Source organism: Spirosoma koreense, from assembly GCF_054777875.1.
Genome location: NZ_BAAHAC010000022.1, coordinates 1,533,352 through 1,558,664, shown reverse-complemented (window position 1 = coordinate 1,558,664; position 25,313 = coordinate 1,533,352). Strand labels below are relative to the sequence as shown.

Below are 25,313 nucleotides of genomic sequence, written 5' to 3'. Positions count from 1 at the left end.
ATTCTGGTGCGCGGTCATTCAACAAAGTACGGGTGGCCAAATGCTACTCACCTTTTCAGTAGATGAAGAAAAAAAAGCCGGAATAGGGCCTTCGACACGCAGGAACGTTGCCTAATAATACAGTCCGATCAACAAACTATTCAGCCGACCCCCCGTTAAGCCGATGATCTACTAACTATCAATCATGGCTACAAATCAAAACGGCAATGGTCAGAATGGGCATTCTACGCCCGGACCCGAATTCGGTGCTACCGGTCTGCAGCCGCAGGACCAGCCCGTCGATCAAACCTTAACCACTCGCCAGGGTCACCCGCTGACCAACAACCAGAACTTACGTACGGTTGGCAACCGCGGGCCGGCAACGCTGGAGAACTATGCCTTCCTCGAAAAGATCAGTCATTTCGACCGGGAGCGTATTCCGGAGCGGGTCGTGCACGCACGGGGCGCAGGGGCACACGGCATTTTCGAAGCGTATGGAACGGTGGGCGATGAACCCATTTCGAAATACACCCGGGCTAAACTGTTCCAGGAGAAAGGCAAGCAGACGCCGGTTTTTGTTCGCTTTTCCTCCGTCATTCACGGCGGACACTCGCCCGAAACCCTGCGCGACCCCCGCGGTTTTGCGGTGAAATTCTATACCGAAGACGGCAACTGGGACCTGGTGGGCAATAACCTGAAGGTGTTCTTCATCCGGGATGCGATGAAGTTTCCCGATCTGGTGCACGCCTTCAAACCCGATCCGGTCACCAACCGCCAGGACGGGCATCGTATTTTCGATTTCATCAGCAATACGCCCGACGCCATGCACATGATCACGTTTCTGTTTTCGCCCTGGGGCATTCCGGCCAACTACCGGCTGATGCAGGGTTCGGGCGTGAATACCTACAAGTGGGTGAATCAGGCGGGCGAAGCGGTGCTGGTCAAATACCACTGGGAGCCGGTGCAGGGCATCAAAAACCTCACCCAGCCGGAAGCCGAAGCCATTCAGGCGAAAAACTTCAACCACGCTACGCAGGATCTGTTCGATGCCATCGAGCGCGGAGATTTCCCAAAATGGGAGCTGTGTGTTCAGATTATGAGCGACGATGACCATCCGGAACTGGACTTCGACCCGCTCGACGACACGAAAATCTGGCCGACCGATCAGTTTCCGTTCCTGCCCGTCGGCATGATGACGCTGAACAAGAACCCGGAAAACTATTTCGCCGAAGTCGAGCAGGTTGCTTTCGGAACCGGGGTGCTGGTCGATGGACTGGATTTCTCCGACGATAAAATGCTGCAGGGTCGTACGTTCTCGTATTCGGATACGCAACGGTATCGGGTTGGCACGAACTATCTGCAACTGCCGATCAATGCGCCCCGAAAACACGTAGCGACCAACCAGCGCGACGGGCAGATGGCCTACCATGTAGACACGGCTCCGGATCAGAACAAGCACGTGAATTACGAACCGTCTTCGATGAACGGGCTGAAACAACCGGCCGCGTCGGGTCCCGACCACACGCCCTACGTTGCCGGCAACGTCATTCGCCAACCGATCGACCGCACCAACAACTTCAAGCAGGCGGGCGAACGCTACCGGCTGCACGAAGACTGGGAACGCGACGATCTAATCAGCAACCTGGTCAATGCGCTGTCGGGAGCCGAGCAGCCCATTCAGGACAAAATGATCGAGCTATTTACGCTCTGCGACGAAGAGTACGGTCGTCGCGTGCGTGAAGGACTGCAACAAAGCCAGTCGAACGGTCAGGCATCTGCTGAAGAAGCAGTGCAGGAAGCCGTCGAAACCTCGCACGAAGCGAAGCCGTATTGACCTACTGGATTCGTTCTGCCATAGCAGGCCATACTTTTTTGTCATGCTGACGAAGGAAGCATCTCGACATTAGCTAACGCTTAGTTGGGACGATTTAAGATGCTTCCTTCGTCAGCATAACAAACGAATTTATCACTTCTTCTCCGGTACGACACAACCGTCCTCGGGTGTGCAAACCGCTTCGTCGTCAGCCAGTTGCGTTACCTTTGGGTGTTGCTGCTCCCACTCAGACCAGGCGGTGGTCAGTGCGCCCAGGAAGGTTTCAGGCGCCTGCGCGCCAGACACCGCATAGCGCCGGTTCAGCACGAAAAAGGGAACGCCCTTCGCTCCTACCTGCTGCGCTTCGTAAATATCCTGGCTTACTTCCGGCGCGAATTCGTTACTCGTCAGAACGCGCGTGATGTCCGCTTCGGCCAGCCCGATTTCCGTTCCTAGCTCGGTCAGGGTTGCCCGATCGGCGGTATTGCGGCCTTCGGTGAAATATGCCCGGAATAACCGCTCTTCGGCTGCGTCGCCCAGACCGTGTTTTTTGGCCAGTTGCACCAGCCGATGGGCATCCCACGAATTAGCTACCACGGCCCGATCGAAATTGTATTCCAGCCCTACTTCGCGGGCCATTTCCGTAACCCGGTCGTTCATCTGTTTCGCCTGCCCGACGCTCCAGCCTTTCACTTCCGCCAGGTATTGATTGATGTTTTTATCCGGTTCGGTCTTCATGGCCGGATTGAGCTGAAAGCTTTTCCAGACAACCCGTACGTCCTCTTTGTGATCAAACTGACTCAGCGCCTGTTCAAATTTCCGCTTGCCGATGTAGCAGAACGGGCACATGACATCACTCCATATTTCGACTTCCATAATGCAGTTTGTAATGGTTTCTTCAACGAAGCCGCCCCGTCTCGAGCGGCTTTGACCATCCAACACCAATTTGCGCTAATTAATTTAGGTGTGAGATTAAACACAGAACCACCGAGAACACAGAGATAGGGCTAAATATCCTCTGTGTTCTCGGTGGTTCTGTGTTTAAGCAATCAATCGATCGGGATGACCGTTGAGTTTTTCACTTCGGCCATGACAAAAAAACTGCTGATGTGCAGCGTTCCCGGAATGACCGACAGGCGATCCTGGTGAAACCGGTTGTAGGTTTCCATATCGCGGCTGACGATTTTGAGCAGGTAATCGAACGTACCGGATACGCGATTGCACTCCAGTACTTCGGGTAGTTCGCGGACGGCCAGATCGAAAGCCGCGAAGGCGTCGCGGGTTTGTCGGTCGAGGGTTACCTGACAGTAAACCATCAGCAGATTCCCCAGTTTTTTCTTATCCAGGATGGTTACGTAACGATCGATAACGCCTTCCCGTTCGAGTCGTTTGATTCGTTCATGAACCGGCGTTTTCGACAGGTTGATTTTCGCGCCAATCTCCTGAATCGTCAGGCGCGCGTTGTTCTGCAGCAGGGTCAATAGGCGACGGTCGAGCTTATCCAGAAATTCCATGGCGGCAATTAGTACGGTACGGTTGCAGACGATGCCGGAGTGGCAGTACTTTTTCCTGCAAATGATGCATATTTTAATCAGATTTCCCAAAAAAATGACCTCTATTAGAAAACAAATACGCTCATTTTACCTTTGTATTATCGATTGATCTTCATCTAAAACCGCTTTCGTCGTTATGGTTATTGGCGTCCCTAAAGAGATAAAAAATAACGAAAACCGGGTAGCTCTCACGCCAGCCGGGGTTACCGAGCTTCGTAAGCACGGCCACATTGTATACGTACAGGTCAACGCGGGCGAAGGCAGCGGGTTTGAAGACGAAGAATACATTGCGGCCGGAGCGACCATGCTGCCTACCATCGAAGATGTGTATGCCATTGCCGAGATGATCATGAAGGTCAAAGAGCCCATTGCGAGCGAATACGACCTGATCAAGCAGGACCAGTTGCTGTTCACTTATTTCCACTTTGCTTCATCGGAAGAGCTGACCAGGGCCATGCTGGCGAAAGGGGCCGTTTGTTTGGCCTACGAAACCGTTGAGCGGCCCGACCGGAGCCTGCCCCTGCTGGTTCCTATGTCGGAAGTAGCCGGCCGGATGGCCATTCAGGAAGGCGCCAAATACCTCGAAAAACCACTGAAAGGCCGGGGCATTCTGCTCGGGGGCGTTCCGGGGGTAAAACCCGCAAATGTGCTGGTGCTGGGGGGAGGAATCGTCGGTACGCAGGCGGCTAAAATGGCCGCGGGTCTGGGTGCCCACGTAACCATCATGGACGTAAGCCTGCCGCGCCTGCGGTACCTGTCGGACATTATGCCCCCGAACGTGCAGACCATGATGTCGAACGAATACAACATTCGGGAGATGATCAAAGTCTGCGATCTGATCATCGGGGCCGTGCTGATTCCGGGAGCTAAAGCGCCCCACCTGATCACGCGGGAGATGCTCAAACAGATGCGGTCGGGAACCGTACTCGTCGACGTAGCCGTCGATCAGGGCGGGTGCATTGAAACCTGCCATCCAACAACCCATGAAAATCCGACGTACATCATCGACGACGTCGTCCATTATTGTGTAGCGAACATGCCGGGTGCGGTGCCCTATACCAGCACCGTGGCCCTGACCAACGCGACCCTTCCGTATGCGCTGCAATTAGCCAACAAAGGCTGGCAGCAGGCCTGCCGCGACAATGCCGATCTCAAACTGGGATTAAATGTGGTGGATGGCAAGGTCGTTTATAAAGGAGTTGCCGACGCATTTGACCTGCCCCTTACCGCCGTCAGCTCGGTTCTGGTAGAGGAAGAAGAACAGGTCTAATACGATATTACTTATTCATCGACAGACGGGGCCGCATTCTTTGGAGTGCGGTCTTTTTTTATTTATTTGCCTGAGTAACCGACAGTAAACAAACAAATGGATGGCTATGCAACCGGAGCAAACGATACCGACGCTTTATGAATGGGCGGGCGGTATGGAAAATTTTGAAGCCTGGACGGCCTTATTTTACCAGCGCGTCCGGAACGATGACATTTTGGAACCAGTCTTTCGGCATATGTCGCCTGATCACTCACGGCACGTCGCTCATTTTATTGCTGAAGTGTTTCGGGGACCAACGACATACAGCAGCCAGGAAGGCAGCCACTATGCCATGATTCACAAGCACCTGGGCCGCCACCTGACCGAAACCCAGCGCCGGCGCTGGATCGATCTGATCCTGGATACCGCCGATACCGTGGGCTTGCCCGACGATCCGGAATTTCGTTCGGCTTTAGTCGGCTACCTGGAGTGGGGGTCCCGGCTGGCAGTGATCAATTCAAAGGTCGATAACGTCGGCGAACCGCAGGATGCACCCATGCCTACCTGGGGTTGGGGCGAAACAGGCGGGCCGTACGTTCCCTGACGAAACGCAAACCTACCTCTCCCTAGAGGTATTGCTGCACCAGTGCCTGCCACTCTTCCTCCAGCGACCCGTTGAAAAACGACGCGCCCGCCCGCCGATACCAGTAGTTAGCGTTGAAGCGGTCGCCTTCTTTGCGGTGCAGATACGCGTGGAGCCGGTCGTATGCCTGTGTCCCTTCGCGGCTTTGGGCAATGTTATGGGCCTGCTCCCAGTTGCCGTTGGCGTCGTACCAGAGCGCCTGGGCGACGGGGTGCAGACCGGTTGGTGGTTGCGGCTCCATAAGGGTTGCGGTAAACTGATCCAGGGTCATTGTGCGATAGGTTTAGCGGACAAAGAAGCCTTTACGTAGGGCTCATAAGCCGGTGTGACAAAGATCGTATAGGTGTTCAGGCGAATGGCGCGGTAGGGATGTTTCATCACCCGCGGCAGGCGCGCACCCAGCTTCTGAAAATCATTGTTCGGAATGATGGCCAGGTCGGCATCTTCCCACTGCTTTTCGGTCGGCCAGATGTTGTAATGTTTATGAAAAACCGGAACCAGGAAATCAAAGATAAACACATTCGAATGCGCTGGGATCGTCTGCGCCAGTTTGTCGATCACGGCAACGTCTGAAGCGGGCAGCATAGGTTCCTTAAACGGGTCGAAGTGGTGTCGAAGCAGGTTTTTCAGGATGGTAACGGGCCGGAAATCCGGGCGGGCGTACTGCACGATCGGAAACTGAATCAGCAGCAGCACGAGGCCGATCAGTGCGGGTTGCCAGATCGGCACAGGGCGCTTTCCGGCTTCGAACAGGACCCAGACCATCAGCACATAGGCTATCGAAAACGCGTACACCAGCACGAACCGCGGAGGCCAGGTCAGCGATACCAGATCGAACAGCGCGTTGGTGCCGTAGTAAGTGGCCCCCTGCACCCAGTTGGATAACAACAGGGCCAGTTGCGCCACGCTATACACCAGCACGATACTCCCCGCCTGCCGCCAACCCACCCTGGCCAGGCCGTATACCAGAATTCCGATGGACGGCAACAACAGCAAAAATGTCTGAATCAGCAGCTTCAGGTTTTTACGAATGAAGGTACCTTCGTGCAATCCTGATGCAATGGCGTTCAGCGCCTGTTGCAGGCGGGGCTCTGGCTCGACCGCGTGGTTCTTAAACGATAAAAAGGCCATACCCGCTATAAACACAGCCGCCCAGCCACCCAGCACCATCCAGAACCGGGCCTGGGTGAGAATCCCGAAAATAGTTCGTTTGCGGTCGGCCAGCAGGTAATGCAGGCTTAGGAAGGCCAGATGAATGGCGCCGGCCAGTAAGGCTCCATCTTCTTTCACCAGGACGATCAGGACGGCCGTCACCCAAAACCAGGCGGTCTGGTAGGTAAATAAAGTGAGCAGAAACAACAGAGAAAGCGGCAGATAGGTCAGCTCGGGATGCCAGCCGATGCCGGGGTGATCGTTCATCCAGATCCAGACCGGGCCGATCAGCAACAGTACCAGGATCAGCCATACGGCCCAGATTGCCATCTGTCGGGTTATATACCGCAGTAACAGGACGTAACTAAGCAGGGTAAGCAGGGTTTGGATGATAAAAGCCCCGTATGCACCGCTGATGTAGATCAGCGGCCCCCACAGCAGCATCGCGTAGTTGTTATGAATCCGGTCGTCGTAGCCCCAGATGTTTTCGTAGAGCAGCGGTCGCCCATCGATCCAGCTGTAAGACGCCTGCAGGAAGATATACATGTCGTTGAACGTGTAATACAGTTCCTGAAAGCGAATGACCTTAAAGCAGAAAAACAGGAGCAGAAACAGGCTGCTGACCGCAACCGGAACAATCCATTTTGATTTCATACACGACAAAAGCAACGCAGCAGCGGTGGCGACGGGTGCGTCGAACGGGCAAACTTACGGAAATAACCGCCTGCAGAATCCCCGATGCCGATCAATTTCGTATACGTACGAACTAAATTAAAACCATTCGTCACGCAGAATACCGTTCAGTTGGGCATACGGCACCGTCACCTGGATCGGGCCGACGGCATAAGCGGCAATTTCGTAGGGGTTATAGTAAAAAACCAGCCCCTCCTGGTTCATGCCAACGTTGGCAGGCAGAAAAAAATGGCCATCCCGCAGAAAATACCCCTGTTCTTCCAGATTCACCTGCGGCTGCAGCTCCTGTTGGCTCCGAAACGCTTTCTCGACCGCGCCCAGCAGAGCCGTAGTGTCGGTTACCATATCGGCCAGGGTCAACATGCGTCCGGTTTCCCGATCGAAATTGTAAAACGACAGATTGGCGTTGGGATGCGCTCCACCCGTGTAAGCGTACGTTTCGAACCGAACGGTCAGGGTTTTTGCATTGGCGTGGAGCGTGTCGGCCGAGGTTTTCAGCTCCCAACAGCCGCCCAGCGTTCTCAGGTCCTTCCGCATGGCCTCGTAGTCGGTGGCAAACAGGCTGGCCGCCTTGTTGAGGTCGGTACGAGTGTCGGGATTGGCCGCTACGGTGGCGCTGTCGAGCCAGCCGATTACGCTGTTTACCGCCAGCCGGCGCAGACTATCGTTGATTTTCTGCGCCCCTTCCGTTCCTTCCTTGAGCAAAACATACGACACCGATACGTTTACGCCCAGATTTCGGGTAGTATCGCAGCGGTTGGCGCCGGCAAAGGTGTATTCTTTATGTTCTAAAGCGGGAGGTCCTGAAGGCGTAAACTGGCAGGCAGCGAAAAAACCAAAAAGAACGAAGAGGAAGACGACAAAATAATACTTCATGAAACAGAGCAACTGGCGTTTGATCACCAACTCAGTTGCTTTATACAGCTTGTCAGTTTTATTCATTAGAGTGACCATTTTTAACCAACGATCACTCTAACTATTACAAACTTAACAAATCTTTAAATCGAATTGCCTGTCGTCGACTAATTTCGATTTTATCGCCCCCGCGCAGGGTCACCAGCAACCCCCCGCTGAACCAAGGTTCGATTTTTTCAATCCATTGCAGATTGATAATATGCTTTCGATTCGCCCGGAAAAACGTAGCCGGATTGAGTCGGTCTTCGAGCGCATTCAACGATTTGAGAACCAGCGGTTTCTGATCATCGAAATACAGCCGGACGTAGTTTCCCATCGACTCGAACAGCCGCACTTTGCCAAGCTTGACGAACCAGCATTTTTCGCCGTCTTTCACGAACACCTGATCGTTTTCGCCTAAAATCTTTGTAGAGCCTCCCGGCAATGGCCCACCCGACGACTCCGGAATATGCTGTTCTTCTTCGACCCGATGAATCGCTTCGGACAGCCGGGCCAGTTCGACGGGTTTCAGTAAATAATCGAGGGCGTTGAATTCAAACGCTTTGATGGCATATTCGTCGAAGGCAGTCGTGAAAATAACCTCCGGAGTTTTGCCTTCGATCGACTGCAATAGCTCGAAGCCATTTTTGCCCGGCATCTGAATATCCAGAAACAGCAAATCAGGCTCCAGTTCTTCGATCATGGGCAGCGCTTCGTCGGCGTTGGCGGCCTCGCCGATGATCTGAATTTTGGGGAAATTTTCGAGCAGCCGGCGCAGTTCGTTGCGGGCTAAGCGTTCGTCGTCAACAATAAGGGTTTTCATAGGGAATGATGACCGGATCGCCGGTACGATGATGGCAGGTGAAGACGGGGGAATGTTTTATTCATCCGTCATCATTTTTACGGTTGCATGGCGTTTAAACAAGCCTTCCGACTGGGCCGGAATGGTAATATCGGCACAAACGACGGGTCCACCGGTTCGCGGATCTGGATGGTCGTTTTCCTGAAAGATGTGAAAACTTGCTTCGGGTCCATACAGCAATTCGAGCCGCTGGGCGGTGTTGGCCAGACCAAAACCGCCGGAAGCCTCCTTATCGCCCAGCACGCCTGTATTCCGGATGAGAATGTGCAGTTTATCGGCCACGATGTTCGACTTTACTTCCACGAATCCGCCCCCAACGGCGGTCGAAACGCCGTGCTTGATAGCATTTTCGACCAGGGTTTGCAGCATCATGGGCGGCACCTGCCAGAAGAGCGTTCGACCGTCGAGATCGATGTGAGAAGTCAGCCGGTCTTCGTAACGAACTTTTTCCAGGGCCAGATAGTCTTCTACCGTTTTGATTTCTTCGCGCAGTTCGACGGTCTTCCGCCGGTCGGCCAGCAGCGAATTTCGGAGCAGGTTCGAGAGTTGGGTAATGCCCTGCTGCGCTTTGGTTGGGTTTTCGTAGACCAGTGCCCGGATGCTGTTGAGTGCGTTGAAGACAAAGTGCGGATTCAGTTGCGATCGTAAAACCTTGGCTTCGGTTTCGCGAATGCTGGTTTTAAGCAGAATGCGTTCGATTTCCGCGTTTCGATTTTCTTCGACGTAATGATAAGCCGTATAGCTCAACACCCAGGTGAGCATGGTCTTCCCCCAGCTGATCAGATACCCGATCACCAGCCAGGGTTCATCGACCATATGTTGCGGCACCAGGAGCTGATCGACGGGCAGGTTCAGGGTAGTCATGATAACGGCCATGACGAACACCGACAGCAGCACACGCGGAGCCAGCCGGAAGAAAGGCAGCCGAACCCAGTTCCAGCGCCGGATCATCAGCCGGTAGAGGTGCGTCAGCGTGATTCCCAGAAAGATATTGGCAATGGCCAGGTAGAGCACATCGGCTACGAAACCCGATTCCAGCACATAGGCCAAGTACTCCACCAGCACGAGGAGCGACCAGCCAAAAAGCTGACAAAACCAATATACTTTCTGCTTCGACATGTCCATTTCACTCAACGCCCATTCTCTGACAAGTAACGAATATACGGTCTTCCGCGAACAGTTTGGCGCTAGCCGGTATCAGTGGGCATATAGGTGGATTATCGGCCATGAACACCGGATAACTGGTTCGGCATTTGGAACTAGTGCGCCAGGGCCAGCGATAACAGGTGGGCCGTGTCGTTGGCTAATTCAATCGTAAAGGTGTTTGTATCGTAGGTGTAGTGAAGTTTATACAGGCAAAGATTACTGTGTTCGAACTGGTCCATCGAGGAGAGGGGCTGATTAGTCAGCCAGCACAGCAAAATCCGCATAGCCCGGCCGTGCATGGCTACCAGCACGATTTCTTCCTCCGGGTGGGAGAGAATGACCTCGAAGGCTTCGCGCTGCCGGTCTACCACCTGATCCGGGCTTTCGCCCCCGTCGGTCGTTCTGGCCGTATTGCCCGACGACCAGGCTTCGATCAGATCCCGGTAATATTCATTTTCCAGGTTGCCGGGAGCTTTGCCTTCCATGATGCCCCAACTGATTTCATTGAGGCCCGTTAGTTTTTCGTAAGGCAACCCCAGATCGATAAACGATTCGACGGTTTGGTAAGTCCGTTTCAGGCCCGAAATGTATATTTTGTGGAAGGGGACGTGCTGGTAGGCCTGAAAAAATGCCTGTGCCTGCGCCTGTCCCATTTCGTTGAGGTCCGAATCGACCCCGCTGCCCTGTACTACGCCCCGCCGGTTGTAGTCGGTTTCGCCGTGGCGAATCAGGTAAATTGTTTTTTGTGTCAAGCGTACTGCGTTGTGTATGGACGAAATTTCTAAAATTGAGCGCAACCTGTTGAAAGCGATACAACATTTTGGTAAACAGTTAATTACCAAAACGTCACGGAAACAACACTTAAACAATTATTCGCTTTACTACATTTTGCTCCTACAAATTTACAATAAAAACCAACCCGACCGCACTGGGACCTTAGTGTTGAATGCCAGCATCTTGTATTCTATAGTTGTTTTCAGCAGCAAATGATTCGTATTGCCCCGTGTTTCCCGGCTCCAGTTGGCATCAGCCGACGCCGTATCATTGATAAGTTTTTGGGGTCTATAGGGCGTATAGGGCCTTTGCCACCTATCGCGCGAACACCTGCGGGAGCAAATCACGAGTGTCTGGCACCTACCATCGGCTTTCCGGAGCTCATCACGTATTCTGTGTTTACCCAGCCAAACAGGTTATTTCCACATTGTCAGTTGGGTCATTACCCGTACGATATCGGTTGGGCTTAGGCCTGTCGTCAAAGCCAGCCGGACTAACCAGCTAAACCGCTCGTTGGTATCCGGCAATCCCCTGAGCTGTACTTCCTGCCAGGCTTTGAGAAGGGTAAGCTCCAGAAAACGATCAGCCTCAAAGGGTTCCCTAACCAATACCAGCAACAGGCTATAAAGCCGGTGCGCGTATGGATCGAAGATTTCTGCTAAGAACGTATCTGGATCGACTGGCATCTTTTGAGGAAAATCAGTTCCTGCCGGCATTTTGTCGATTCATGCAACGAAGATTTCCAGCAAGCGTTGACTTAGGACGACCAATCGGCTTGGCGGTCACTGCAAATTACCAGAAGTAGCAATTTTTTATCGCTGATTGGTAAACAGGTATACGTTTAAGAAGTAAACGATAAGACGTACCATACTAAGGTAAATACAGCCACCACAAAACTTAACCAATATCGGGAGAAGGCAGCATTCGTCAGCTTCCTGCTCAGGCGGTCCCCGCCAGCCACTGATCCAACAACCTGGTCAGGCTGGTCCAGTCAACCGGCTTGACCAGGTGTGCATCAAAACCCGATTGCCGAGTCAGGGTTTGATCGGTCGGACTGCCGTAACCCGATAGCGCAATCAGGCGTATCGAGCTACCCCAGGGTTGGGCCCGGATCTGCTGACAGACCGTATACCCATCCAGACCCGGCATGGCCAGATCCAGAACGACCACCGCCGGACGCAGTTGCTCGGTTGCTTCCAGGCCCTCCTGACCACTGTGGCAGGTATGAACCCGATACCCATTGACTTGCAGCATGCGCGACATGATCAGTGTGGCATCCTGATTATCATCGACCAGCAGGATCAGCCCGTTGGCGGTGGGTTTGTTCATTGCATTCATAAGGAGTTGATAGATGGGCTAACCGATAAAGGTAGATACAGGATAAATTCGCTACCCCGGCCTAGCCCTTCGCTATGGGCTTCTATCCGACCGTCGTGTAAGTGAACCAATTCCTGAACCAGCGTCAGCCCCAGCCCCAAACCACCCTGCGACCGCGTGCGTGACGCATCTACCTGGGCAAACATATCAAAAATCCGCGTCAGGTCCTGCTCTGCCAGCCCAATACCCGTATCTACCACCCGCAGACAGGCTTCTCCAGCGATGGGTTGCAGGCTTACCACAAGCCGTCCTCCGGCCGGCGTAAATTTGATTGCGTTGCCCAGCAGATTGCGCAGCACCTGCCGGAGCCGGTCGGCATCCCCCTCGATATCAACGGATTGACTAGGCAGATGCGTCATCAACTGCTGGTGCGCCTGTTCTATCAGCGGCTGCATGGTCGTCGTTACTTCATTCACCAGTTTAGTCAGATCGAGCCGTTGTCGGCGAAGCTCGATTTTACCTCGATTGATCCGGCTGATATCCAGCAGATCATCGATCAGACGCACTAAATGAGTCAACTCCCGACGCATCATCGGCTGAATCGACGCCAGGGGTAATTGTTCGTCCTCGCCCCCGGTGGCTTCGAGCAGCATCAGCGCATTGGATAAAGTGGTAATAGGGTTACGTAACTCGTGAGCCAGCAAGGCCAGAAATTCATCTTTGCGTCGGTCGACTTCCCGCAGCGCTTCGACGGCCAGCTTCCGGTCCGTAATGTCGAACATGACCCCGCTCATTTGCGTTGGCAGACCGCTTTCCTGGCCCGTTATGCGCCCGTAGCCGCTCAACCAGCGGGTTGGCCCATCGGCGGCCACGACACGAAATTCGACATCGAACAAGCCCTGCTCCTCAACGGCCCGGGCCAACGCGCTCCTCACCCATGGCTGGTCCTGGGGATGAATCCGGCTCAGGAAGGCATCCGACGGTTGCGGCTCGGGTTGCGCGCTCATACCCAACAGCCGAAAAAGCGGTTCGTTCCAGAACATGGCATCGGTCGGTAAATGCCATTCCCAAGTGGCCATATCGGCGGCTTCAAGCGCCAGGCGCGTGCGCTCTTCGAGTTGCAGGCGCCGTTGCTGCGCCCGCTTACGGCGGCTGATGTCGCGGCTGATTTTGGTAAAGCCGGTCAGTTGACCGTGCCCATCACGAATAGCCGTAGTTATTTCATTGACCCAGAAGTGCTCTCCATTTTTGCGCACCCGGATGAACTCCCGTTCGGCACGGCCAGTCCGGATAGCCTCCTGAAGTTCTTTTTCGGGTTGCCCAACCGCTAGCTCTTCCGGTGGATAGCCCAGTGAGACATGGCAACCGACCATTTCCTGGGCGGAATAGCCCGTTACCCGCTCGGCACCGATGGTCCACTCGGTGATGATACCGTCGGGGTTTAGGCGGAAGATGGCATAATCGGGTAAGTTCTCCAGCAGCGTGCTGTAACGTTCTTTACTCTCCTGCACGGCCTCTTCGGCCAACTTACGCTGGGTAATATCGACGACCAGAGAAACACCGGTTTTACCATCGCCCAGGGTGGCACCGGCAAAGATGCCCCAGCGCAGTTCACCACTGGTATGATAAAATTGTTTTTCGTAGGGCCGGATCGAACCGGTTTTTTTAAATTCTGCGATAGCCTGCCGGGTCCGGGTCATCCAGGCTGGGGCAGTGTATACATCCCAGCGAACCTTTTGGGAGTTCAATTCATCCCGACTTACGCCGAGCATCGCCAAAAAGGCGTCGTTGGCTTCGACAATAGATCCGCCAATCTCAAAGAAGGCTACCGCTACCAATCCGCTTTCACTTAAGCGTCTGAATTTGGCTTCAGACTGGCGTAAGGCTTCTTCGGCCCGAGCCTGTTCGACAGCTGCCCAGATGCGCTCGGCCGTTTCCTGCACCAGCCCTACCTCGTGCTCTGTGAAGGCATGTGCCTCCTGATAATGAACAAACAGAATGGCGACCAATTGGCCCTCTTTTACCAGCGGCACGTTCAGGGTAGCTCCCAGTTGCAACACCGCATGCGCCTTTTTCTCCGCTGCGTTCAGGGCAGGACTTCCCGCAATATCGGCACGAACAACCGTTTGGCCAGCCTGCATGCTTTTTAGCAGGTCGGGGCCATACTCTTCATATCGATACACGCCCTCGATACCCGGCACGCCCTGCGTGTAGTTGCAGGTTACGGCTACCAGTGCCTTGTCGTTCTGGGTCTGGGCGTATCCCACCCGGTTCGCGCCCAGCAACTCCCCCAGGAGACAGGCAGCCTGATACTGAATCTGGATGGGGTCGCTCAGCCAGCGCAGGCGATCGCTGAGCGTCAACAGATAGGTCTGACGGGCTTTGGCTTCCTGTAAGGCTTGCTGATCCCACATCTGCTGGGTAACCTCCTGGGCCACACCAGCGAAGCGATAAACCTGACCGCCCGGGTGAAAATAACTTTTACCCATAAAGCGGACCCACCGCACCTCCCTATCGTCGGCCCCGATCGTACGATAGGTCACATCGTAGTGCCCCCCTGACTGCGGATTCATGGCCCACTGAACCGCCTGATCGACGCGGTCGACATCATCGGGATGGATGCATCGGATGGCTTCTTCGTAAGGCAGCGGCCTATCGCCGGTCAGGCCGAAGAGTTGCCGGCATCGGTCGTCCCACTGCACCAGTTGGGTAACGGGATCCAGTTCCCAAATGCCCAGACCAGCGGCCCGAAGTGCGAAATCGACGTCGAGCTGCTGATTAAGTAGGTTTATGGCATGAAGCGGCTGCTGGTGCCTTGGCATAGTGGTCCGTTTTATGACGAAACTGCTAAATACATGACTAGGTTTAACAGGCTGTACATACGTTTTTGGTCGTCGTGGTGATAAGTTATCAGCCGTAACAACTTCCTTCTGAAACCAACCGTATCCGGTAAGGTCGTCGCTTTCATACCCTTCCCTGACGCGTAGGGCTGCCATTGGTCATTCGTCCCATTTTCAGCCTGATTCATCCCATTTTTTCATTCTGCCTCTACGAACCCGGTATTCTTGCAACAGGTTATCCGCGTATTCGAAGCGAGTACGTCGAATGGATCGTTCGCTTCCCCGTGCGAAGCGGATCGACAGGGTCGACGCCGTCAATTTCTTCGAAACCGATCCCCTACAACGATCAAAACGTATTCCCCTGTTTACCAACTGGATCATGATCGGAAGCTACATCAAAACATCCAGGCGCAACCTGATGCGCAACAAGCTCTTCTCGGCCATAAATATAGTCGGTCTCGCCATCAGTATGTCCGTCGGCTTACTGCTGATCGCATTTGTGTTCGACCTGCGTTCCTACGACAAGTTCCACCAGAATGGGGAGCGGATTTATCGCATCACCAGCGTACTGACGGACAATCGGCAACAAAGCCAGGCTGGGATAGGCAAGACGCCCCCCAACCGGGCGCAGGCCGTCGGCAAGTTTCCCACGGCATCCCTTAAAACCGGCAAGCTACTCCGGCAGAAAGTGACCGGCGTTGAAGACGTAACTATTCTGCGCACTGATTTTTCGCAGGACGCCAGGGTTGGCGACAACGTTCTCCCGCTCAAAGGCTTCTGGGCGGGGCCGTCCCTCTTCCGGATCTTTACCTTTCCGATGCTGGAAGGCAATCCCAACACGGCGCTGAACGATCCTTACTCGATCGTTCTCACGGAGACGGCCGCGCGGAAGCTATTCGGCAACCAGGCTGCGCTGGGCAAGGTGATCCGGTTCGATACGCTCGATTACCAGGTAACGGGTGTCATGAAAGACGTTCCTTTCTTTTCGCACATCAGCTTCGAAGCGCTGGTATCGCTGTCGACGGCCAAGCAACTCAACAGGGCCAACCACGACTTCGAGAAATGGACCAATATATCGTCGAACTACGTATACCTGCTGCTATCCGACAAGGCCGATATGGCGTCTATCCAGTTGCAGCTCGACGCACTGGCCAGGGAGGAGAATCATGCCGGAGCCCCCTCGAAAATTCAACTCGAGCTTCTTCCGTTAAATGAGCTCGTGGTCGGAGAGACTCTCCGGCGTTCTGAAGGAGGCTCGGGCTCGGTGGGCCCTCACCTGCCTCCGGTTGTGCTCTGGATACTCAGCGGGCTGGCCCTCGTCGTGATTCTGTCGGCCTGTTTCAACTATACCAATCTTTCCATGGCACGCGCCATGCGTCGCTTCAGGGAAGTGGGTCTTCGCAAAGCGATCGGTGCCGGGAAGAGTCAGGTATGGCAACAGTTTCTGGTGGAAGCGGTCATGATTTCGCTGGCCGCCCTGCTTCTTTCGTTCGTGCTCTTTCTGGTCCTGCGGCCGCAGTTGATCCAGCTGGCCCCGGAGATGCAACACCTGGTGAAGCTTGCGCTTACACCGTACCGAATTCTTGCGTTCATCTTCTTTTCAGTCACCGTAGGGGTTATAGCGGGGTTGATGCCAGCACTGTTCTTTTCGAAAGTCAGCGCGATCAGTGCGCTCCGAAACATGGCCGCCCTGAACCACACCGGCGGACCGGCCAGACCACCAGCGTATCGGTCGGTGAAAGTAATCAAACACGTAACCCTCCGACGCGCTCTGGTGGTGGTTCAATACACGCTCACCCTGATCTTCGTCACAACGACCGCCATCGGCTACGTGCAATATAAAAACATACTCGCCTTCGACCTGGGATTCAATACTGAAAACATCCTGAATATCAATACGCAGGGAAACAAACCCGACGCACTTCTGAAAAAACTGAGCGAGCTGCCCGAGGTAACGGCCCTGTCGCGGTCGCTGATCATCACCAGCGTAGGAAATGCCTGGGGCGGTTTTATGAAATACGCTGATTCTGGCGACTCGGCGCTGGTGCTGACGAACCACGTCGACGAAAACTACCTGGCTCTGCACGAGTACAAGCTCATCGCCGGAGGGAATTTCAGGGCACGCCCTACGACTGCCGAAGCCGCCACGGAAGTGATCGTCAACCAGCAAGTCTTAAAACGGTTCAACATCGCTGGCCAAGATCCCGAAAAAGCCATCGGGAAGGAAATTACCTTCAGTAGTTTCAGGGTAAAAGAACGCAGGATGACGATCGTTGGCGTTATGAAAGACTTCCACTATGGGAAAGTCGACAACCTCATCGAGCCGGTCGCCTTTATGTTCTGGACACCCGAAGACCGGGCCATCATCAACGCCAAAATACGAAGTACCGACTTGCCGGCAACCCTGGCCAGGATCGAGTCCACCTGGAAAAAGATCGACCGGGTTCATCCATTCCAGGCTAAATTCTATGACCAGGAAATAGAAGATGCTTACCGCGAATTCTCGGTTCTGATCAAGATCGTTGGGTTCCTGTCCCTACTCGCCATTTCGGTCGCATCGATGGGTTTATTGGGTATGGTAGTCTACACGACCGAAACCCGGCTGAAGGAAATCAGCATCCGCAAAGTGATGGGCGCGGGCTCCGCCAACCTGATCTACCTGCTGAGCCGTGGTTTTCTGGCACAGTTGTCGCTATCGGCCCTTATTGCTCTGCCCGTTACCTACCTGTTCTTCGAAGCCGTTGTGCTGACCCATTTTCCGTACCACACGCCCATGCAGGTTACCGAGTTGCTGATCGGCTTGCTGGTGGTTTTGCTGATTGCCTGCCTGCTGATCGGATCGCAGACGATCAGGGCCGCCCGGAGCAACCCGGTGGACGTGCTGAAGGGCGAATAGGATGTACCGATTAGTGGATATGGCCTGAGTGCCGGTTAGTTTCTGCCTGCTTACGTTTGCAAAAGGGTTGATCGGGCATCCGATCAACCCTTTTTTCTATATTGGCAAAAAATGAAGGCGGCATGCCGCAACGAACACGAAACGTTTCAACCTTAATCGAGTATGAAAGCTGGCTTTGACCTGAATGCCCTTGATTTCACCCACACCGACTCCATTGGTAAACTCCTCGGTATCGAGTTCATCGAAGCGGGCGAAGGCTACCTGATTGCCCGTATGCCGGTCGACAAGCGGACCCACCAGCCTTTCGGCATTCTGCACGGGGGCGCGTCGGTAGTGCTGGCCGAAACCCTGGGCAGTGTGGCGTCGTACATGCTGCTGGACGACCCGACGAAGCAGCGGGCCGTAGGGCTGGAGATCAACGCCAACCACATCCGCTCCGTCCGCGACGGCTGGGTGTATGGCCGGTGTACGCCCCTCCACATCGGACGCTCCACGCACGTGTGGGACATCCGCATCACGACCGAAGACGACAAGCTGGTCTGCGTGAGCCGGCTGACGATTGCGGTGATTGGGGGATAATACACGAATCACCATGACATTCTTTAAATTTGTTATCGTCAATTTATATTGCCATGGAAAGCAACTATCCCCTTTCAAATCTTCAGTTAGAGTTATTGAAGGTTTTTCCCGTAACGTTCCCTACGAAGATTTAAAGGAAATCAAGGTAATATAATCCAACTATTTTGCCCAAAAAGCGGCAATGCTAGCCGATAGCGTTTGGGATCAGCAGGGTTTTACGGACGACACCATGAGTGATTGGCGAAAAACTCATTTACGTACCGACTACAAAGTCCGTTCTAAAGGTGGTTCTCAGTCATAAGAGTGGGTCATTGACACCAACCAGTTACTAAGCGCTATCTCGCCAAAATCGTTATCTCACTGGCTTTATCAGGCTATTTTCTCCGAAAGTTTTACCCTCTGTGTGACAACCGATATTTTAGAAGAATACGATGAGATTATTGAATGGGAATTTCGTCGGCGGGATGTCGCAGATAAGGTACTTGAAGCGCTGATTAATTCTCCCTTTGTCGAGAAAGTATGGGTGTCGTTCTTTTGGTGGTTTCTTACCGTCGACACGGATGACAATAAATTTTCTGACTGTTCTATTGCCGCTGGCGCTGATTATTTACTAACTGAAGATGCACATTTCAATGTATTAGTCACGATTGATTTTCCCAGAGTCAATGTAATTAGTCTGGAAGATTTCCATCAAATTTTAGAAGATCATGATAAATGATTATGTAATTAACAGACTTACCTGAATAGCCGTAAGTCTCTTCCACTACATTAATCCGCTAGCCCGCTTACTTTTTCCGTACCTTCGCGCTCCAATCGTTGCAGCAACCCCATGATTCAGAAAATAAGGCGCGAAGATGCGCTGGACTACCATGCCAAGGGACGTCCGGGCAAGCTTGAAGTGATTCCTTCGAAAGAATATAGCACCCAGCGCGACCTTTCGCTAGCCTATTCGCCGGGAGTGGCCGAACCCTGCCTGGCCATCGAAGCCAACCCCGACGATGCCTTCAAATACACTACCAAAGGAAACCTCGTTGCCGTCATCAGCAACGGTACGGCCGTACTCGGTCTGGGCGATATCGGCGCGATCGCCAGCAAGCCTGTCATGGAAGGAAAAGGGCTGCTGTTCAAGATTTATTCCGATATCGACGTCTTCGACATCGAACTGAATACCAAAGACATCGACGAGTTCGTTCGCACCGTCAAGATCCTGGAACCGACGTTTGGGGGCGTGAATCTCGAAGACATCAAAGCGCCCGAATGCTTCGAAATCGAAGAGCGGCTGAAGCGCGAGATGACTATTCCGGTCATGCACGACGACCAGCATGGCACGGCCATTGTGAGCGGAGCGGCCCTGCTCAACGCGCTGGAGCTGGTCAGTAAGCAGATCGAAACGGCTCAGTTTGTCATCCTGGGTGCGGGGGCCGCGGCCATTTCGTGCGCCCGCCAGTATGTTGCCCTGGGCGCCAAGCGGGAAAACATGGTGATGTTCGATGTCAACGGACCGCTCACCACCGGCCGCACGGACCTCAACGAGATGATGCGTCCGTTTGCCACCACCCGACCGATTAGCTCACTCGCCGATGCCTTCGCCGGTGCCGATGTGTTCATCGGTCTTTCCAAAGGCAATATCGTCAGCCAGGAGCTGATCCGGTCCATGGCTCCGCATGCGATCGTGTTTGCGATGGCCAACCCGAATCCGGAAATCAGTTATGACGACGCCATGGCCGCCCGACCCGATATCATTATGGCTACCGGGCGTTCGGATTATCCGAATCAGGTGAATAACGTACTCGGCTTTCCGTACATTTTCCGCGGAGCGCTGGACGTTCGGGCCACGGAAATCAACGAAGCCATGAAGCTGGCGGCTACCTACGCGCTGGCTGAGCTGGCCAAAAAGCCCGTGCCCGATCTGGTGAACCTGGCGTACGGCGAATCGAACATGCTGTTCGGGCGAACCTATATTCTGCCCAAACCCGTCGATCCGCGGTTGCTGTCGACCGTAGCGCCTGCCGTGGCCAAAGCAGCTATGGAGTCGGGCGTGGCGCGTCAACCCATCACCGACTGGGACGCTTACGAGCAGCAGCTAGCCCGGCGGCTGGGGCAGGACAACCAGATTTCGCGGGTCATTCTGACAAAAGCCAAAGCCAATCCCAAGCGGGTAGTTTTTGCCGACGCAGAGAACCTGAAGGTACTTAAAGCCGCCCAACAGGTTCGGGATGAAGGCATTGCCTACCCAATTCTGCTGGGCGAAACGGCTAAGATTCAGCAGATCATTCAGGAAAACAACCTGGATTTAGGCCAGATACCGATTCTGGATCCTCGATCGCCCGAGCAGGATGCGCTGGTGCAGCGGTTTGGCGATCAGTATTTCGAGAAGCGTAAACGCAAGGGCGTCAATCCGACTGAAGCGCGAAAAACGATGAACGTCCGCAACTACTTCGGGGCCATGATGGTCGAAACGGGCGAGGCCGACGCGCTGATTTCGGGCCTGACACGCAGCTATCCCGACACCATCCGACCCGCTTTACAGATCATCGGGAAAGAGACGGGGGTGAAAAAAGTGGCCGGTATGTATATTCTGCTGACCAAACGCGGGCCTTTGTTTTTCTCCGATACGACCGTCAATTTCAACCCGACGGCGGAAGAAATTGTGGAAATAACGGAGCTGACCGCCCGGACCGTCGAGCGGTTCAACATTAAACCCCGGATCGCGCTGGTTACCTACTCCAACTTTGGGAGCGCCAAAGGTGAGGACGCGGAGAAGATGAACCGGGCCGTCGAGATTCTGCAACAGAAACATCCCGATCTGATCGTCGATGGTGAAATTCAGGCGCACCTGGCCTTCAACACCGAATTGTTGCAGCAGAATCATCCGTTCAGCAAATTGGTGGGCGAAGGCGCCAACACACTCATTTTCCCGAATCTGTCGGCGGCCAACATTGCCTATAACCTGATGAGCGAAGCCGCCGGTTTCGACGCCATCGGCCCGATTCTGCTCGGTATTCGCAAACCCGTCTACGTACTGCAGCTAGGCTCCTCCGAACGCGAAATCGTCAACATGGTCGCCATCGCCGTCGTCGAAGCACAAGGAAAATAATTAATTAAGAGTGAAGAATGAAAAGTGTAGAATAACTGGCGACGCGATACATATTCAGCACTCTTCATTCTTCACTCTTCACTGAAATCATGGCACGTATTTTAACCGGAATCCAATCCAGCGGGCGACCGCATTTAGGCAATATCCTCGGCGCGATTAAACCCGCTATCGAATTATCGAAACTACCTGACAATGAATCATTTCTATTCATTGCGGACCTGCATTCGCTGACAACCATCAAGGACGGGCCCACCCGCCGGGAGTTCACGCGGGCGGTGGCGGCTACCTGGCTGGCGTTTGGGCTGGACACTCAAAAGAATACGTTCTGGCGGCAGTCGCGGGTGGCCGAACATACTGAACTGGCCTGGCATCTAAGCTGTTTTACCCCCATGCCGATGCTTAACAACGCAACTTCGTTCAAAGAGAAGTCGGATCGTTCGAGCGGGCCGGTCAATACGGGGCTGTTCGTTTACCCGGTATTGCAGGCAGCCGATATTCTGCTGTATGATGCCGAAATCATCCCGGTCGGGAAAGACCAGCGGCAGCATATCGAAATGACGCGCGACATTGCCAGCGCATTCAACCGGCAATACGACGAAGAGGTGTTCGTGCTGCCCGAAGCCCGCATCGACGACCGCCTGATGACCATTCCGGGCATCGACGGGGCGAAAATGAGCAAGTCTTACAACAACTACATCGACATTTTCCTGCCCGAAAACGAGCTCTGGAAAGTGATCAAGAAAATAAAATCGGACTCTACTCCGCTCGAAGAACCGAAGAATCCGGATACCGATATTACGTTTCAGCTGTATTCGCTGCTGGCATCAGACGAGCAGATTGCCAGCCTGCGCGGTTTGTATGAAGGCGGAAATTACGGTTACGGCATGGCCAAGAAAGCACTCTATGAACTCATTCTGGCGCAGTTTTCCGCCGAGCGTGAACGCTATACGTACTACATTACGAACAACGACGCCCTCGAAGCCGAGCTACAGGCCGGCGAAGCAAAAGCAAGAGTGATTGCCGGACAGACCATAGGGCGTGTCCGTGAGAAGCTAGGCTTTAATTAGTGGACTTGCCGTAGCGGGGGTGGAAACCCGCGATTTTAGTAAACAATCGCGGGTTTCCACCCCCGCTACGGCCGACCGTCCGCGCTAGGGCACAAAATGTAGTTATATTGCAGCTTGTTCGTTCTACAAATTGACAGCATCGTGTCAGTTAAAAACAAGCCCACCCACCATTCTACAAAAGACGAGGCAGCCCAAGTCGAGGAAAAAAATCTGCAACTCGAACGGCTTGTCTTTTTTAGCGACGCGGTCGTAGCCATTGCGATCACGCTGCTGGCCCTGGACATTAAAATCGAGCCGACATCCAGCGGTCATTTAAGCTTCTCCGATATTCTGGGCGAATGGAAAGTATTTGCGGCTTTTCTGTTATCCTTCGTCAACATCGCCAATTTCTGGAAGACGCACCACATGTTTTTCGCTCACATCAAACAGATCGATGAGCGGTTGCTCGGGTACAATGTTGCCTGGCTATTCTTTATCGTAACCCTCCCGTTTTCGACGTCGCTGGTCAGCTCGTATTTTTTCGATACACCCGCCATTTTTCTCTACAGTTTAAATACGCTGCTGATCGCCTGCTGCCAGAATCTCATCTGGGACTATGTGTCTGATAATCACTGGTTCTCTTCGAATCGCATCAACCGACACGATTTCCTGAAGGAGGACAGCATATCAGAATCCATGATTTCTCAGTATCGGCTGTTCTGCAACCTGGATATGATCAATGCCCTGCTGGCGGTTGGGCTGTCGTTTCTGAGCCCGGCCTTTGCATTTATCTCACTCTTTACCAAACTACCACTGATTGTCGTCGCTCGCATGGTTTACCGAACGAGAGACCAGCGTGGTAGCCTCGAACGTCCCGGTGCTACGAACAGAGGACCAAACGGCCGACGGTAAATTAGCTTTCTCAGACTTCCAGTATAAAAAGAGACTCCCGGTACGAAGCCCATAGCTACTGTACCGGGAGTCTCTTTTTATACTGGAATTATTTATGACTGTGGATTACTCCTGCATGCTCTATTTTTAGACTTACTAGTAGATTACTACGTGTTTATCTAGCGGTAACCCACAACCATAAATAAGCTTATTTCGGATTCTTGGTGGGGGCGCTACCGGCGGCTGGCGGATTGTAGGCGAGCTCGTTATCGGGTACATCCCAGTAATCCAGATAGCCATAGGTGATGGTAGCGTTTTTGCTCACGGCGCCCGTCCGGCTCAGTGCCACGGCGCCCGTCCGGCCTGTTTCGAGCAGGCCCCAGCGACGCGCATCGTAGAACGACAGCGCCCGGAACAATAAGCCGATCCGACGTTCCCGACGCAGCTCTTCTTTGGCAGCGTCCAGGGTCAGCCCTGTTTTGGCAACGGCGTCCAGCCCGGCGCCCTGTGCTTTCCGGACTTCGTCGATCAGCGCCAGACCATCATCAATTTTGCCCGTATAGATCAGCGCTTCGGCTTTCATCAGCTGGTTTTCTTCGTACGAGCTGGCCATGTACAGTTCATAGCCACCAGCGTTCGTATTCGAGAATGAAATGACCGATGCACTACCTTCCGAACCTGAGGCTCCCCGGTTTACAAGGTCATAGCGGGTGAAGAAGGAGTTGCCCCGTGATGTTTCGCCAATGTACGGAGAGGTGCGTTGCTTGAAGTTGTTGGTAAACCGTAGATCGCCCGTTTTGAAATCCTGAATCAGCCGTTCCGAAATCTTGTAGGTATTGCCCGAACCCGTTGTTTTCCCGGAAACCGTTCCGGCCGTTGGCGACAGGAAATCAGCACTCTGGTTTGAACGGCCCGTAAATACAAAGTCTGAAGCAAGAATACCATTGTTGGTCAGGGTCAGGATATCGGCCCACTGCGTGGCGGTCATGGCAGCCACACGGGTGTTTACCAGGATATTGCGGGCTTTCATCGTGTTGATGTTCCGAATCCACATGGCCGGCGTGATGACTGCCGTCGCGCTTCCTCCTTTACCAACCCGGTTGAAGTTCGGAATCAGGCCCTGCAGCGTGGCCGTATAGTCGGCATTGGCCGTTAATCCGTTCAGGATGGTAGTGGCTGCATCGAAACTCTTGTTGGCTTCGGCAATGATGGCTTCTTTCGTGACGTAGTTACCGTTTGTGCCACTGAGCACTTCGCCGTTTGCTTTGTCGTTAATGATACCCGCGTAATAGATCGAGCCGATCCGCGAATACGCGTACCCTTTCCACCAGTACGCCCAGGCTTTCAGCACGCCTTTCTTCGTCGCGGCATCGCCCGTGAACGTAACCGCGTCGATATTCGCCAGGATCGTGTTGGCCGCATTGTTCATGTTATACATGTACGCCCATTCGTAATAGATCGAGTTCTGGAAACCGGTCGAGTTTACGTTCGCCGTAATCCGGATGAAATCGATTTGCTTGCTGGGCGAATTCGGGTTGACCAGCACCGTACCGTCGTCGAGTTTCACCTGATCGGGGCAGCCAATCTGGTTGATAAAGACGTTGGCAATATCGGTCCCGATCACGTCGCCCATCAGCTCGTGGTTGCCGATGGCCCCCGACCAGAAATAGCCCGGAACGCCATCGTAATATTTCACATCCCGGAAACCGGTGATATAAAAACCTTCCCCATACAGGATGAGCCCCGTTTCCGAACGTAATGCGTCAGACGACGGCTGGTTCGGGTTTTTAACGTCCAGTTGTTCCTTACAGGACGCCATCAGTCCTGAGAACGCCAGGGTTAATGCATATAGTTTAAACTTGTTCATAGAATCAATTTTTTGAGGGGGT

21 protein-coding genes are annotated in these 25,313 nt (G+C 53.7%); 9 read left to right on the top strand and 12 right to left on the bottom strand.

All coding sequences use genetic code 11. The features are described from left to right. The first annotated feature begins 184 nt into the window (after window positions 1-184). A complete protein-coding gene (locus ACYVC2_RS19890; RefSeq protein ID WP_461104952.1) occupies window positions 185-1,813 on the top strand; it encodes a catalase in 1,629 nt (542 codons plus the stop codon). A gap of 132 nt (window positions 1,814-1,945) precedes the next feature. On the opposite strand, the gene ACYVC2_RS19885 is transcribed toward ACYVC2_RS19890, so the two are convergent. After that, window positions 1,946-2,668, bottom strand: a complete 723-nt coding sequence (locus ACYVC2_RS19885) for a DsbA family oxidoreductase (protein WP_461104950.1) — start codon at window positions 2,666-2,668, stop codon at window positions 1,946-1,948. A 173-nt stretch (window positions 2,669-2,841) separates the two neighbouring features. After that, window positions 2,842-3,306, bottom strand: a complete 465-nt coding sequence (locus ACYVC2_RS19880; RefSeq protein ID WP_461104948.1) for an Lrp/AsnC family transcriptional regulator — start codon at window positions 3,304-3,306, stop codon at window positions 2,842-2,844. A gap of 175 nt (window positions 3,307-3,481) precedes the next feature. Between ACYVC2_RS19880 and ald the strand changes: the two genes are divergently transcribed. Then, window positions 3,482-4,615: an alanine dehydrogenase gene (gene ald / locus ACYVC2_RS19875; protein ID WP_461104946.1), complete on the top strand. Its 1,134-nt coding sequence runs from the start codon at window positions 3,482-3,484 to the stop codon at window positions 4,613-4,615. Between the two features lie 106 nt (window positions 4,616-4,721). Then, complete coding sequence (locus ACYVC2_RS19870) at window positions 4,722-5,198, top strand: group II truncated hemoglobin (protein WP_461104944.1); 477 nt, start codon at window positions 4,722-4,724, stop codon at window positions 5,196-5,198. A 22-nt stretch (window positions 5,199-5,220) separates the two neighbouring features. Here the strand turns inward: ACYVC2_RS19870 and ACYVC2_RS19865 are convergent, their stop codons facing one another. The 9 genes from ACYVC2_RS19865 to ACYVC2_RS19825 all read right to left on the bottom strand — a co-directional run bounded on the left by ACYVC2_RS19865 (window position 5,221) and on the right by ACYVC2_RS19825 (window position 14,897). Continuing rightward, window positions 5,221-5,508 (bottom strand): hypothetical protein, encoded by a 288-nt coding sequence (locus tag ACYVC2_RS19865; protein WP_461104942.1) that lies wholly within the window; start codon window positions 5,506-5,508, stop codon window positions 5,221-5,223. Next, window positions 5,505-7,043: a hypothetical protein gene (locus ACYVC2_RS19860; protein ID WP_461104940.1), complete on the bottom strand. Its 1,539-nt coding sequence runs from the start codon at window positions 7,041-7,043 to the stop codon at window positions 5,505-5,507. Before ACYVC2_RS19860 ends, ACYVC2_RS19865 begins: the two co-directional genes overlap by 4 nt. Before the next feature lie 117 nt (window positions 7,044-7,160). Continuing rightward, the gene (locus ACYVC2_RS19855; RefSeq protein WP_461104938.1) at window positions 7,161-8,024 is read right to left on the bottom strand and encodes a DUF3298 and DUF4163 domain-containing protein; all 864 of its coding nucleotides are present in this window, start codon (window positions 8,022-8,024) and stop codon (window positions 7,161-7,163) included. Window positions 8,025-8,061: 37 nt separating this feature from the next. Continuing rightward, on the bottom strand, window positions 8,062-8,799 hold the full coding sequence (locus ACYVC2_RS19850; protein WP_461104936.1) for a LytR/AlgR family response regulator transcription factor: 738 nt from the start codon (window positions 8,797-8,799) through the stop codon (window positions 8,062-8,064). Between the two features lie 57 nt (window positions 8,800-8,856). Beyond that, window positions 8,857-9,957 (bottom strand): sensor histidine kinase, encoded by a 1,101-nt coding sequence (locus tag ACYVC2_RS19845; RefSeq protein WP_461104934.1) that lies wholly within the window; start codon window positions 9,955-9,957, stop codon window positions 8,857-8,859. A 140-nt stretch (window positions 9,958-10,097) separates the two neighbouring features. Beyond that, window positions 10,098-10,736: a histidine phosphatase family protein gene (locus ACYVC2_RS19840; RefSeq protein ID WP_461104932.1), complete on the bottom strand. Its 639-nt coding sequence runs from the start codon at window positions 10,734-10,736 to the stop codon at window positions 10,098-10,100. Between the two features lie 438 nt (window positions 10,737-11,174). Beyond that, a complete protein-coding gene (locus ACYVC2_RS19835; RefSeq protein ID WP_461104930.1) occupies window positions 11,175-11,444 on the bottom strand; it encodes a sigma-70 family RNA polymerase sigma factor in 270 nt (89 codons plus the stop codon). Between the two features lie 253 nt (window positions 11,445-11,697). Next, a complete protein-coding gene (locus tag ACYVC2_RS19830; protein WP_461104928.1) occupies window positions 11,698-12,087 on the bottom strand; it encodes a response regulator in 390 nt (129 codons plus the stop codon). Window positions 12,088-12,092: 5 nt separating this feature from the next. Then, window positions 12,093-14,897, bottom strand: a complete 2,805-nt coding sequence (locus tag ACYVC2_RS19825; RefSeq protein WP_461104926.1) for a PAS domain S-box protein — start codon at window positions 14,895-14,897, stop codon at window positions 12,093-12,095. A gap of 283 nt (window positions 14,898-15,180) precedes the next feature. Between ACYVC2_RS19825 and ACYVC2_RS19820 the strand changes: the two genes are divergently transcribed. The 6 genes from ACYVC2_RS19820 (at window position 15,181) to ACYVC2_RS19795 (ending at window position 23,445) form a co-directional block, all read left to right on the top strand. Beyond that, window positions 15,181-17,811, top strand: coding sequence for an ABC transporter permease (locus tag ACYVC2_RS19820; protein WP_461104924.1), 2,631 nt, complete (start codon window positions 15,181-15,183; stop codon window positions 17,809-17,811). Between the two features lie 162 nt (window positions 17,812-17,973). Then, complete coding sequence (locus ACYVC2_RS19815; protein ID WP_461104922.1) at window positions 17,974-18,390, top strand: hotdog fold thioesterase; 417 nt, start codon at window positions 17,974-17,976, stop codon at window positions 18,388-18,390. Between the two features lie 310 nt (window positions 18,391-18,700). After that, window positions 18,701-19,108, top strand: coding sequence for a PIN domain-containing protein (locus tag ACYVC2_RS19810; protein ID WP_461107196.1), 408 nt, complete (start codon window positions 18,701-18,703; stop codon window positions 19,106-19,108). Window positions 19,109-19,219: 111 nt separating this feature from the next. Beyond that, complete coding sequence (locus ACYVC2_RS19805) at window positions 19,220-21,487, top strand: NADP-dependent malic enzyme (RefSeq protein WP_461104920.1); 2,268 nt, start codon at window positions 19,220-19,222, stop codon at window positions 21,485-21,487. Between the two features lie 89 nt (window positions 21,488-21,576). Further along, the gene (gene trpS, locus ACYVC2_RS19800; protein WP_461104918.1) at window positions 21,577-22,554 is read left to right on the top strand and encodes a tryptophan--tRNA ligase; all 978 of its coding nucleotides are present in this window, start codon (window positions 21,577-21,579) and stop codon (window positions 22,552-22,554) included. Window positions 22,555-22,695: 141 nt separating this feature from the next. Next, the gene (locus ACYVC2_RS19795) at window positions 22,696-23,445 is read left to right on the top strand and encodes a TMEM175 family protein (protein WP_461104916.1); all 750 of its coding nucleotides are present in this window, start codon (window positions 22,696-22,698) and stop codon (window positions 23,443-23,445) included. Between the two features lie 187 nt (window positions 23,446-23,632). Here ACYVC2_RS19795 and ACYVC2_RS19790 read toward each other — a convergent pair whose 3' ends face one another. Further along, complete coding sequence (locus tag ACYVC2_RS19790) at window positions 23,633-25,291, bottom strand: RagB/SusD family nutrient uptake outer membrane protein (RefSeq protein ID WP_461104914.1); 1,659 nt, start codon at window positions 25,289-25,291, stop codon at window positions 23,633-23,635. Window positions 25,292-25,313 lie beyond the last annotated feature (22 nt).

What these genes read in the sequence shown, in the direction of transcription:
- ACYVC2_RS19860 (WP_461104940.1), bottom strand. Translation starts at nt 7,043, where the DNA reads ATGAAATCAAAATGGATTGTTCCGGTTGCGGTCAGCAGCCTGTTTCTG.
- ACYVC2_RS19890 (WP_461104952.1), top strand. Translation starts at nt 185, where the DNA reads ATGGCTACAAATCAAAACGGCAATGGTCAGAATGGGCATTCTACGCCC.
- ACYVC2_RS19815 (WP_461104922.1), top strand. Translation starts at nt 17,974, where the DNA reads ATGAAAGCTGGCTTTGACCTGAATGCCCTTGATTTCACCCACACCGAC.
- ACYVC2_RS19845 (WP_461104934.1), bottom strand. Translation starts at nt 9,957, where the DNA reads ATGTCGAAGCAGAAAGTATATTGGTTTTGTCAGCTTTTTGGCTGGTCG.
- ACYVC2_RS19825 (WP_461104926.1), bottom strand. Translation starts at nt 14,897, where the DNA reads ATGCCAAGGCACCAGCAGCCGCTTCATGCCATAAACCTACTTAATCAG.
- ACYVC2_RS19880 (WP_461104948.1), bottom strand. Translation starts at nt 3,306, where the DNA reads ATGGAATTTCTGGATAAGCTCGACCGTCGCCTATTGACCCTGCTGCAG.
- ACYVC2_RS19830 (WP_461104928.1), bottom strand. Translation starts at nt 12,087, where the DNA reads ATGAACAAACCCACCGCCAACGGGCTGATCCTGCTGGTCGATGATAAT.
- ald (WP_461104946.1), top strand. Translation starts at nt 3,482, where the DNA reads ATGGTTATTGGCGTCCCTAAAGAGATAAAAAATAACGAAAACCGGGTA.
- ACYVC2_RS19870 (WP_461104944.1), top strand. Translation starts at nt 4,722, where the DNA reads ATGCAACCGGAGCAAACGATACCGACGCTTTATGAATGGGCGGGCGGT.
- ACYVC2_RS19865 (WP_461104942.1), bottom strand. Translation starts at nt 5,508, where the DNA reads ATGACCCTGGATCAGTTTACCGCAACCCTTATGGAGCCGCAACCACCA.
- ACYVC2_RS19805 (WP_461104920.1), top strand. Translation starts at nt 19,220, where the DNA reads ATGATTCAGAAAATAAGGCGCGAAGATGCGCTGGACTACCATGCCAAG.
- trpS (WP_461104918.1), top strand. Translation starts at nt 21,577, where the DNA reads ATGGCACGTATTTTAACCGGAATCCAATCCAGCGGGCGACCGCATTTA.
- ACYVC2_RS19885 (WP_461104950.1), bottom strand. Translation starts at nt 2,668, where the DNA reads ATGGAAGTCGAAATATGGAGTGATGTCATGTGCCCGTTCTGCTACATC.
- ACYVC2_RS19820 (WP_461104924.1), top strand. Translation starts at nt 15,181, where the DNA reads ATGGATCGTTCGCTTCCCCGTGCGAAGCGGATCGACAGGGTCGACGCC.
- ACYVC2_RS19835 (WP_461104930.1), bottom strand. Translation starts at nt 11,444, where the DNA reads ATGCCAGTCGATCCAGATACGTTCTTAGCAGAAATCTTCGATCCATAC.
- ACYVC2_RS19855 (WP_461104938.1), bottom strand. Translation starts at nt 8,024, where the DNA reads ATGAATAAAACTGACAAGCTGTATAAAGCAACTGAGTTGGTGATCAAA.
- ACYVC2_RS19850 (WP_461104936.1), bottom strand. Translation starts at nt 8,799, where the DNA reads ATGAAAACCCTTATTGTTGACGACGAACGCTTAGCCCGCAACGAACTG.
- ACYVC2_RS19790 (WP_461104914.1), bottom strand. Translation starts at nt 25,291, where the DNA reads ATGAACAAGTTTAAACTATATGCATTAACCCTGGCGTTCTCAGGACTG.